Here is a 10,420-nt window from a genome sequence, read left to right on the forward strand (position 1 = left end):
CTACCAGAAAATGAGGGTGTTTTTGCCTTTTCAGCGCCTGAAATCCCAGTCGCACCAAGGATTTATTGACTCAGACCGGGTGCGAAACTTGAGTTGGATAATTCTAAAATTTGAAGATTCGATGTGTGGAAAACGGTGCGCGCCTCTGGATGCCGCCGTTTTCCGCCACGTTGGTCTTTCAGCCCGCCGCCTCGGCCGTTTCGAGACGGTCATAGAAGAATCGTTCCGCCTTCGGCGTGAGAAACTCGTGAAAGTCTTTGAATAACTTTCGTGCCCTCTCCCCCGCCCAGTTGGCCGGCAACAGCTCTCGAGGCAGGCGCGGATCCACAAACAGAAACTTGCGAAATTCGTGAACCAAGAGCGCCCGTTCCACGAATGCGTCCCGCTCGGAAAGCGAACCCTGTATGCTCGACTGATGCACCCGTTGGTAGCGCGGGCCAAACTCCAGCAGAAAGGCTTCATACTTTTCTTCAATCTCAGCCAGGTTCCAAGCCTGCTCGACAAGGTCCAGCGCTGACCCCAGTCCTTCATACGCACCCGTGAACACGTGCACCCGTGCCTGCACCTGGTACTCATCCATCATCTGCTTCAGTTGAGCGTACCGCGGATGCGGGCTAATCCAGATGCCTCGCCCGAGCGATCCGAACCCCATCCACTGCAGCTCCTTCTGCACCGCGTCGCGCAAGTCTTTATCCATGTCCAACAGATTGCAGGACACCACCTGCCAGTTTCTATCCCAACGCGGATCTTCCCAATCGTAGACGCGGGTGACGCCATCCAGAATGCGGCGCTTTCCCTTTTCCGACAGGCGGTAGAAACTCTTTTGCCCGATGCGGCGCGCACTCACATACCCCTGCTGCACCATGCGCGAGAGCGTAACCCGGGTCGCACCCGACGTGATGCCAAACGGCTCGAGGTATTGAATCAGGCTGCCCACCCAGACTTCTACGTTCAGATCCCGGAAATAATCGCCGAACAGTGTGAAGCATAGTGAAACCGGTCGCATGACGATCCCTCGATTCCCGTAATCAGTCTGCTGAATATCTTACCATTCGTCTCTGACCCTCTCAGCAGTCCTGGCCGAGAAAGCCGAAGGGAATGATATGCTGTCTTTGCGGGACAGGATCGCCGCCCCCATTTCACCAGCGCACGCGTTCAAAGACGCTGCGGCAATCGTCACACAGATACTGGCTCACCAGTTGCGCCTTGCCGAATTGGGACAGGCGATGCACGCGTTCGGATCCACAAAACGGACATTGTACCGGGTTCTTCGGCACCGCCGCCAGGGATTTTACGCGGGATGGCGAACGGTCACTGGGCCGCATACCATTTCCATCTCCCGGACGAACGCATTCGCCATATCCATGTCAGACCCGCCACCAATCTCTGCGTCCACCGCCCTAAGCCAGGCGCAAATCGCGTCGGACTGGCGCGACAGAGCCGCCTGGAACAGTCCCGGAATGGCCCCCGTCTCGGCGCGGAAGCGACGGCACCACTCCCCGGCAAACGTGATGTGCTCCGCCATTTCCACCAACATCTTCGCCGTTTTCGACACCACCATTGCCTCGTTCAGTTGGCGCAGCCGCTCCAGCAGGACCCGGGCCGCCACATTCACGGCCAACAGCGAAACCATCAGTTCTATCCAGTTTTCGTGGTGGCGCAGGACCGATAAGGCCTTCCCGGACTCCGCTCGGATCTCCTTCGAAATCCCCTGCAATTCGTGAGACCAATGATAGAGATGGCGCGCATGCCCGAGTTCCCCCTGGGCCATGGCCACTGCCGCGAGAGCCGACGCCAGTTCCGGGGCACTGATACCCACATCCACCAGTTGGTCGCCAAGCACAAATTTGTTGTCAGCCAGCGCTTCCAGCGCGTTGCTCCACGATGGCTCCGCCACGTCCACTCTCCCCTTTCGCAGACACCCCCTGTGGTTCAATCACCCACCGCAGTTCATCCAGCGGCACCACACACAGTTCAAACCAATTCTCCTCGTCGTACGTCAGGTTCGCGTAGGTTTTCGCCAACGCATCAGAAAACGCTTCCACGAAGCCAATTTGATACAGCGGTCCTCCGCGCTGACTGCGTGCGAACACTGCGTAGGCGCGGTACTCCACCGATGTACTCACGCCGGTGCCACCCCCCAACTGCGAAAGATTTCTTTTCCGCGGTCAGTCATCTGGTCCACGCTCCACGGCGGATCCCAAACCACGTCAATGGCCACACTCCCCACGCCGTCCAGTTCCTGCAGACATTTGCGAATGTCGGCTTCCAGCCACTGCATACAGGCGCAGGCGACGGAGGTGTAAGTCATGGTGACCTTGACCACGCCGTCCGCATCCACATCAATCCCCCGAATCAGTCCCATGTCCACCACGGAAATCGGAAACTCAGGATCCATAACGTCCTGCAATGCGACCCAGCATCGTCCCGTCTCCACGGTCATTTCCTTCTCCTCCCTTCCCTCGGTTGCCTGAACAGGTCTTCATTCGTCAACTGGGATGATCACGAAGACCGGCGCAACCGCTCGTATTCGTGATACCCCTTTTGGATGCGCGCCACGAACGCTTCGTTCTCCGGCCCTCTCGCCTTGAAGCGGCGTATGACGTTATCCCAGGTGTCCGGTTCGTTCAGCCGCCATTCCCGGCGCTCCACGTCAAACTTGCAGGGAAACGGGAAGTCGAGCACATATTGCTGGCTCGCCTCGTCGAAGTGGGCGGGAACCTGAATGCCAATGGACTCGCAGAACGGGACCACTTTGGACAGCCATTCCTGGCGCAGCTGGTCGTTCGTCTTGCCTTTCAGTTTCAGGTCGAGTTGCGTGGTCCGACTCTTCAGTTGATCTGATACTCCGAAGAATTCCAGACCCATGATGAACATCCAGCGAAACGCATTTTCGACTTCCTTGCGCCGCTCCGGATCTCGGACAGCTTCCCGCAGGATGGATTCACCGTTGCGCAGGTGGAACAACTCCTCCTTATCGACCTTCACCAGCGCCCGGCGCCACGGCCCGTAGGATGTGTTCTTGCCCACGTCCGACAACAACGTGTAACCCGCGCGGTCGTAGAGGGCGTTGAACGCGCCCAATTCCACAAAATTGTCGAGGCCGAAGTCGAAGGCATATGGATTTTTCCAACGATGCGCAGCACGATGGTATAACAGTTCTTCAACATCAACACCCAATTGCTGTAGCAAAATATAGGCAATGTGGGCGTGCCCCAGCTCATCTTGCATAATGGCCAATGCGGTAATCTTTCGGTTGAGCGTGGGCGCCTGCTTGTAGACCGTCAGCAGCGCGGGCACACTGAGCAGTTCCGTGTCTCCGGTGATGGTCAGCGTTTGGATGAGTGCGTGCAGATACTCCTCGGTCATGTCGTCGATGGTCTCGACCACAAATCCCCTTTGGATTTTCTCCACCAAACGCTCCCGTGCATCCACGGCCATACGACTCACCCCTTATATCACCAAATTCTAAACATATCGTTTATAAGTGTAATATAAATCACATTCATTATCGAGTCAATATTCGGACAACAGGATTGAAGCACCCTATCCGACTGTGAACGGACATGACCGACCAACGCTCAGGCAGTCAGCCAGAGCGCCGAGAAGTGCTTTCCATGTGGAGAATTTAACCCTCAGTGCACGGCCTCTGATGGGCCATTCGAAGAAGGTCTCGATTTGCGCCAATCCACCGGACAGCTTCCGTGTAACGCCAAGCCACCGATCTCTTTCAACACAAATTTTTATCATACATCGTTGAATATGTAATATTTCAATACCATTGGTCCCCCAGGCTGCACCATGAAATCCGCAGTACGACGCGCGTTCACTGGTCGATCCGGACGAACGCTTGTCATACAATGACGTCAACCGGTCCGCCATGACGGGCGCAGCCGGGAAATCGGACATACGGCCTGCAGGCTCTTCCCCTGGTCGATGAGAGGTGGATGGGACATGCATTACAACGGGATTGTCTACGGAACCTTGCTGAAACGACACAACCGTTTCCTCGCCCGGGTGCGTATGGAGGACGAAGAAGTTTGGGCGCATGTGAAGAACACGGGGAGACTGCGGGAGTTATTTGTCGCGGGCGCTCGCGTCGCTCTGGAACCCGCGCGCCATGCGGATCGAAAAACGAACTTCTCCATCATCGCCGTGCAGTCGGGGGACACATGGGTGAATGTGGACGCTGCAGCGCCCCACCGCCTGGTCGGTGACGCCATCGCCGCTGGCCAATTGACGGCATTCGGCCATCCCGCGGTCGTCCAGCGTGAGGTGCGGTACCGGCGGTCCCGGTTCGACATTCAATACGAAACTGGGGATTTCCGTGGATTCATCGAGGTGAAGGGCGTGACACTGGTGGAAGAGGGCACGGCCAAGTTCCCAGACGCGCCCACCGAGCGTGGAACCAGGCATCTTCTGGAACTCGCCGACGCCCGCGCGGAAGGTTTCGACGCCGCTGTGTTCTTCCTGATTCAGCGGCCGGACGCGCACGCATTCGCCCCCCATTGGCAGAGCGATCCCGACTTTGCCCACACCTTGGCAAACGTCGCGAAACAAGGCGTTCGCGTGCTCGCGTACACCTGTACCGTGAAACCGGACGAGCTCTGTTTGGGCGAGCCGGTGCCGGTGAACCTGACACCGCCCGCCGACGAAGCGCCGTGAATCGCGTACGGACTGAATCTCGTTCCACGCGCTCGCCCAAGCCCGGTCAGGTTAATCCTGAAACCCTTCCAGAACAATTTTTCCAATGGTCCGCCGCGACCGAAGTTTCGCAAACGCAATGTTCACCTGGGCGGCGCAGATGGGAGAGCGGCGTTCCGCCAGCGTCGTCCGGATCTCACCAGCGTCAATCCAGTTCGCCAGCTGAGACAGCGCTCGATGCTGCGCATCCATGTCCGGCGTTCGGTATTTCGCCCGCGTGAACATCGCTTCGATGGACCAGGTGACACTCTTATCGGCCATCGGCCGGAAATTCAACGGTTCCCGCGGCGGTAGAATGGTGCAGATGCGGCCTTTGGGGCGGAGCGCAGAGAGCATATTGTCCCATTGCGTATGGACTTCGTTCAGGCAAAACACGTAGTCCACCGGATAGAGTCCCAGCTCGGACAACTGCGGCTCAAACGCCTGACCGTGCACCACCACGTGATGCGCACCATGTGCCAACACCCAATCTCGGGATTCGGGGCGGGACGCCGTTCCAATCACGGTCAGTCCAGCGCGGTTCGCCAACTGCGTGGCAATGGATCCCACGCCGCCCGCAGCGCCGACAATCAGCACACGTTCCCCCGCCATCCCCTGTTTGGAGATGCCGAGATGTTCAAAAAGTCCCTCCCAGGCGGTGAGACTGGTTAACGGCAACGCTGCGGCCTCCGCAAAACTGAGCGTTTTCGGCTTGCGTCCCACAATCCGTTCATCCACCACGTGATATTCACTGAATCCGCCCGGCCGCGTGATGTCTCCGGCATAATACACCTCGTCGCCCGGGCGGAACAGAGTGCATTTCGGCCCCACTTCCTCCACCACACCGGCCACATCCCAGCCAATCACACGCGGTGCCTGGCCCGTCTCAGCCGGCTGTTGAATCGTGTCCACCGGATTGACGGCCACCGCCTGCACCCGAACCAACAGATCCCGCTCACCGGGTTGTGGACGCGGCACCTTCACGTCGGCCAATCCATCCTTGACCACCGCCACGGCCTTCATCATGTCCATGTCGCCCCTCTCCTTCATCGATAAAATCAGATGCTTTTTCCCTTCGAATATACCAAAATGGCGGACGGCTCACCCGCACGTTAAGTCCGGGGGCCGCGGCGTCGAACCGTGCGCCACACCTGCCCTCACTTTCGTCCGGATCGGAGAATGGACCAAAGCAGAAAGACCATGATGAGCAGCCCAACCACGAGTCCGCCTTCGGCCAACGGCGCGTTCCAAATGACCGACTGTTTCTTCGTCAGGGCCGATGCAATCATTAAACCGGCGAGGAAGATGCTCCATGCCAGAAGGACGATGCTGAGCGAGATACGATTGGTGATTCGGTCGAGCCTCCGAATCCACGTCTTGGATTCCGACAGTTCCCACTGCAATTTGACCTGGCCGTGGCGCAGTTCTTCCATCAGCGATCTCACCTGCCTCGGAAATTCGGAGAGGAATTCGGATAGATCCAGGAGGGAGGTGTACGCTTGACGGGAAAGCGATCCAAAGCTGAATTTGTCCTTCAGCAGCATTCGGCCAAAGGGCTCGGCCACGTCCATGATGCGAAACGTCGGATCGAGACTTTCCGCCACGCCCTCAATGGTGAGCAAGGTTTTTCCAACCATCGACAGGTTCGACGGAATCTGAATCCGGTGGCGATACGCCACGCCGAAAATGTCTCCCACAATCTTGCTCAGACTCACTTCACTCAGTGCCACGTCGTAATATTTGTCCCGCAGTTCGTCCACATCTCGCCGCAGTTTCGCCGGATCCACATCGTGCGGCACCACGCCCATGCGGTGGATGGCCCGCAGCACGGCGTCGGTGTTTCGCCGCATCAATCCGATGATGAGGTCCGCAAACCGATCTTTCATGTCCGGTGTCAGGCGCCCCACCATGCCGAAATCGAGAAACAGCACGGTGTTGCCGGGCAGAGCGGCCAAGTTTCCGGGGTGCGGATCGGCATGGAAAAAACCGTGCATCAGCATCTGCGTCAACACCGCCTTGGTGGCCCGATGCGCCAACAGTTTGGGCTGGTAGCCTGCCGCCTCCAACGCCGCGGGATTAGACAGTTTGACGCCTTCCACATACTCCATCGTCAACACTTTGGAGGTGGTGAAATCCCAATACACCTTCGGAATGTACACGGTGGCATCATTCTCAAACATACCGCGTATGCGGGTGGCGTTGCGCGCCTCGACCGTGTAATCCATTTCGTTCAGCAGACTGTGACGGAACTCTGCGGCCACCTCGTCCAGCTGATAGTGCCGCACCCAGTCGAAGTGTTTCTCCGCCAAGTGAATGAGGTCCATGAGGATGTCAAAATCGGTTTCAATCTGGCTCTGCATTTCCGGGCGCTGCACTTTCACCGCCACCGTTTCACCGGTGGGCAGCACGGCCCGGTGGACCTGACCAATGGACGCCGAACCCACCGGTACCTCGGAAAACTGTTTGAACACTGCGTCAAACGGATCGCCCAGTTCCGCTTCCACAATGCGACGCACGGTGGCCATGGGCATGGGCGGCACCTCATCCTGCAGCCGGGACAGTTCCCGAATCCAGTCCGGCGGCAGCAGGTCGCTGCGCAAACTGGCGATTTGCCCCATCTTCACGAACGTGGGGCCCAATTGCTCAACCACGCGCCGAATCCGCTCCGCCGGGGACACAACATCCCTCGGATGAGTGTTGAACCACCGCCGGGGCAGTGTGAGCAGGTGGCCCAGCCCGATTTCGTCCACGAACCACCCGAAGCCATTTCGAATGAGAATGTTCGCAATCTCCCGGTATCTTGCGATGTGACGTGTGCGTTTGCCAATCCAGATGCTCCCGTTCATTCGCCCATTACCCCTGCTTCGCTGCCAGGTGCGCCTCCCATTGCCGCTCCAGTTCGGCCACGCGCGCTTCCAAACGCTGCACTCGATCCGCCAGATCCACGGAACCACTCGGCGACAGGTCGCCCCCCTGTGATTCGTCCGCCGCGGCCTTCGGGACACTCGCACCTTCCTGCGCGGCCATGGCGTTCGCAGGCAACAACCCCACCTTCTGCAGTGAACTCTGCACCTGTTCCTGGATCATGCGCCGCAATTCTGCCCGTTCCTGCTCACCGCGTTCCACGAGGGTGTTCATCATGCGCCGCGCTTCCGACGGCGACAGGTGCCCTGCATCCGTCCACTCTTTGAGTTTCTGCTCGACTTTTTCTTTACTCAGAGCCGCCATCCCCAGCCCGAGATCCATCACCGCTTTGAACCATCCGTCCATGCCCATCAACTCCCTTCTTCGCAATCCCTCACTTCAAGTTTCCCGCGAAAGCCGTCAATTATATATTACTATGTCCTGTTTCCGGTGTCCGCGCACCGGGACATCATCACCGGTGTCTCGTCCGGTCCTTGGCTTGATACATTGTAGCCTTGCCCCTATCACCTGTTTCGGCTCTGTGGAGCCGCTCGCCAACTTGCCCGATGCGTGGACTCATCGGCTTCACATATGCCAGATTTCGAAGATAATGTACTCATGCGAATGTCGTGTGAAGGTGAGGGGGGGCTGATGATGCAAGTGCGCGTGAGCGGCAAAACCATTACCCTGGTTCAGGGAGACATTACCCATCAGGACGTGGACGCCATCGTCAACGCGGCCAACAAGACCCTGCTCGGCGGAGGCGGAGTGGATGGCGCCATTCACCGGGCCGCCGGTCCGGAGCTTCTTCAGGAGTGCAAACGTATCCGCCAAGAGGTGCTGGGAGGCGCCTATGTGGAGACGGCGCAACCGGTGATGACCGGGGGCTATCGACTGAAAGCTCGGCATGTGATCCACGTGGTGGGACCTATCTGCAGAATCGATCCCCATCCCGACCGCCTTCTCCGCTTGGCCTACTGGAACTCGCTGCAGTTGGCGGCGAACGCAGGCCTGCAATCTGTTGCCTTCCCGTCCATCAGCACGGGCGCCTTCGGCTGTGACGTGCGCTGGGCCTCCGGGATTGCCCTCAGTACCATTGTCGACTTCCTGAACCAGAGCAGTAAGCAGGAGCTGTCGGCAACCGACCGGCTAAACGAAGTGCGCATGGTCCTCTTCACCCGCGCGGACTACGACGTCTATGCGGAGACACTGCGCGAACTCATCAAGGGCACGAATTGAATGGGTAGGGGGGCAGCACGCTCTGTCCAGCATGCCGGCGAATCTGCGGTCAGGTCGACAGCCTCAGTCGAGGGCAGATGGCCAACTCGGCCCGGTGATGCCCAGGCACACCCCATCCCTGCCGAGTGAAACCTGGGCGGCCAGGCGGACACAACGACAAGGAGGATGGGATGATTCCCCTACATCCCACGTCCGACGTAGGCCTCATCGGGATACCCCCGTGCCTCCCAGTAGCCAACCAGAGGTTTGTCGCTGAATTCGACTCTGTTGACCCACTTGATGGACTTGTATCCGTACATCTTGGGGACAACCAAGCGCAATGGAAACCCCTGTTGTGGACGCAGAGGCTGACCGTTCAGCTGATAAGCCAGCAACACGGTCGGATCGAGCGCTTCTGACAAAGACAGCGATTCCGTGTAGGCACCGTCAAACGAGTAAAAGTGCACATAGCTCGCGTGCGGAGAAGGCTGCACCAAGTCCACGAGAGATTTCAGGTGAACGCCTCGCCATTGGACATTCGAAACACTCCACCCCGTCACACAGTGAAAGTCGGCCTGCTCCTGGAATGGACTGAGGCCCATGAGCTCGCTCCATGTCAACGTGGTCGGACGGGCTACCAAACCGTCGACGGTCAATCTGTAAGTCTCCAGGTCCATCGAGGGATAGCCGTTTGTCACCGTGTAGTAGGCAGCGAAATCGTCCGTTGGGCTGCCGGTTCCTGCACCGCTGTTTCCGGTGGTCATCCAGCGCTTCAGGAGCCCCACCGGATCGACCACGGTCAACACCGCAGCACCTGCAATACCGGTGCCCAGCCACTTCAAAAACATCCTTCGCGCTGGATCCATCCGGGCATTCACACCATCGTTGGCCGGCCGATAACCCACCGCCTTATACGCGGCATGCAAGAGCAGCCACACTGACAGCGCGTACGACATCCACCCGTGCCAGTGAAAAGCCCGGCTGCGCCACGTCGTCGGAAACAGGGCTACCTGCCAGATGAGAAGACCCGTGATCACAATGATTGCCCCAAGCACCAGCGGAAACAACCAGTCTAACCGGCGAATCAATTTCCCTGCAGGCAGTGGTGCCAGCAACGGTGTGAGCAAGGTCACGCCGAAGATGATACCGAGCACGATGTGAATGTAATAGATCACCGGTAAGTACGAAATCAGCGCGGCGTGAACGCTGGGCGCGAACAAAGCAACCCCCGTCAACATCAATAGAATGAAGGAAATGATGGTGTAGTAATGCAGGCGGATCATCCAGCGCGGCCATTTCCCGTGTTTAAACCATCGCTTCACCACACCACCTCCCAACCGTCGGATATACGTAGTTCCCGGAATTGGGTCAATGACCGGTTTCGTTGCTCATGCTGTTGCTCATGCTGTTGCTCATGCTGTTGCTCATGCTGTTGCTCAGTGAGCGTCAAATAGCGCACACCTAGCGCCAGGCCCTCTTCTGCGAGATGATCCCCCCAGAATCCAATCATGGAGGGATCATCGTGACGAAGGCCGAGTTGGCAGAGCTTCGTGAGCTTTGGCGTGCCCGCGTGGCGGATTTCCGTGCCAGTGGACAAACTGGCGCGGCGTGGTGT

Annotated in this window: 13 protein-coding genes; 2 read left to right on the top strand and 11 right to left on the bottom strand. The window is 58.3% G+C overall.

The features are described 5' to 3' along the window. Positions 1-178: 178 nt before the first annotated feature. The 6 genes from G463_RS0115960 to G463_RS0115985 all read right to left on the bottom strand — a co-directional run bounded on the left by G463_RS0115960 (position 179) and on the right by G463_RS0115985 (position 3,441). Positions 179-1,006 carry a PaaX family transcriptional regulator gene (locus tag G463_RS0115960; RefSeq protein WP_026975952.1) on the bottom strand — a complete coding sequence of 276 codons (828 nt, stop codon included), beginning with the start codon at positions 1,004-1,006 and terminating at the stop codon, positions 179-181. Positions 1,007-1,139: 133 nt separating this feature from the next. Further along, positions 1,140-1,325, bottom strand: a complete 186-nt coding sequence (locus G463_RS24120; RefSeq protein ID WP_084171810.1) for a PaaD-like zinc ribbon domain-containing protein — start codon at positions 1,323-1,325, stop codon at positions 1,140-1,142. Beyond that, positions 1,292-1,897 carry a Phenylacetic acid catabolic protein gene (locus G463_RS20950; protein WP_051322380.1) on the bottom strand — a complete coding sequence of 202 codons (606 nt, stop codon included), beginning with the start codon at positions 1,895-1,897 and terminating at the stop codon, positions 1,292-1,294. The genes G463_RS24120 and G463_RS20950 overlap by 34 nt, the downstream gene beginning before the upstream one ends. After that, positions 1,854-2,126, bottom strand: a complete 273-nt coding sequence (locus G463_RS0115975; protein ID WP_026975953.1) for a hypothetical protein — start codon at positions 2,124-2,126, stop codon at positions 1,854-1,856. The genes G463_RS20950 and G463_RS0115975 overlap by 44 nt, the downstream gene beginning before the upstream one ends. Continuing rightward, the gene (locus tag G463_RS0115980; protein WP_026975954.1) at positions 2,123-2,443 is read right to left on the bottom strand and encodes a metal-sulfur cluster assembly factor; all 321 of its coding nucleotides are present in this window, start codon (positions 2,441-2,443) and stop codon (positions 2,123-2,125) included. The genes G463_RS0115975 and G463_RS0115980 overlap by 4 nt, the downstream gene beginning before the upstream one ends. A 59-nt stretch (positions 2,444-2,502) precedes the next feature. Next, positions 2,503-3,441, bottom strand: a complete 939-nt coding sequence (locus G463_RS0115985) for a Phenylacetic acid catabolic protein (RefSeq protein WP_026975955.1) — start codon at positions 3,439-3,441, stop codon at positions 2,503-2,505. Between the two features lie 513 nt (positions 3,442-3,954). Between G463_RS0115985 and sfsA the strand changes: the two genes are divergently transcribed. Then, on the top strand, positions 3,955-4,665 hold the full coding sequence (sfsA, locus tag G463_RS0115990) for a DNA/RNA nuclease SfsA (protein WP_026975956.1): 711 nt from the start codon (positions 3,955-3,957) through the stop codon (positions 4,663-4,665). Positions 4,666-4,716: 51 nt separating this feature from the next. Here sfsA and G463_RS0115995 read toward each other — a convergent pair whose 3' ends face one another. The 3 genes from G463_RS0115995 to G463_RS21990 form a co-directional block, all read right to left on the bottom strand. Continuing rightward, positions 4,717-5,715, bottom strand: coding sequence for a zinc-binding alcohol dehydrogenase family protein (locus G463_RS0115995; protein WP_026975957.1), 999 nt, complete (start codon positions 5,713-5,715; stop codon positions 4,717-4,719). Between the two features lie 125 nt (positions 5,716-5,840). After that, positions 5,841-7,529, bottom strand: a complete 1,689-nt coding sequence (locus G463_RS0116000) for an ABC1 kinase family protein (protein ID WP_026975958.1) — start codon at positions 7,527-7,529, stop codon at positions 5,841-5,843. 7 nt (positions 7,530-7,536) lie between these two features. Further along, on the bottom strand, positions 7,537-7,953 hold the full coding sequence (locus tag G463_RS21990; RefSeq protein ID WP_156900264.1) for a phasin family protein: 417 nt from the start codon (positions 7,951-7,953) through the stop codon (positions 7,537-7,539). Positions 7,954-8,241: 288 nt separating this feature from the next. Between G463_RS21990 and G463_RS0116010 the strand changes: the two genes are divergently transcribed. After that, complete coding sequence (locus G463_RS0116010; RefSeq protein ID WP_035487753.1) at positions 8,242-8,826, top strand: macro domain-containing protein; 585 nt, start codon at positions 8,242-8,244, stop codon at positions 8,824-8,826. A gap of 179 nt (positions 8,827-9,005) precedes the next feature. On the opposite strand, the gene G463_RS20960 is transcribed toward G463_RS0116010, so the two are convergent. Both G463_RS20960 and G463_RS0116020 read right to left on the bottom strand, forming a co-directional pair. Further along, positions 9,006-10,127, bottom strand: coding sequence for a molybdopterin-dependent oxidoreductase (locus tag G463_RS20960; RefSeq protein ID WP_245575927.1), 1,122 nt, complete (start codon positions 10,125-10,127; stop codon positions 9,006-9,008). Then, positions 10,124-10,315, bottom strand: coding sequence for a hypothetical protein (locus tag G463_RS0116020; protein WP_156900265.1), 192 nt, complete (start codon positions 10,313-10,315; stop codon positions 10,124-10,126). The genes G463_RS20960 and G463_RS0116020 overlap by 4 nt, the downstream gene beginning before the upstream one ends. Positions 10,316-10,420: the final 105 nt, after the last annotated feature.

This window comes from Alicyclobacillus contaminans DSM 17975, assembly GCF_000429525.1.
Taxonomy (GTDB): domain Bacteria; phylum Bacillota; class Bacilli; order Alicyclobacillales; family Alicyclobacillaceae; genus Alicyclobacillus_A; species Alicyclobacillus_A contaminans.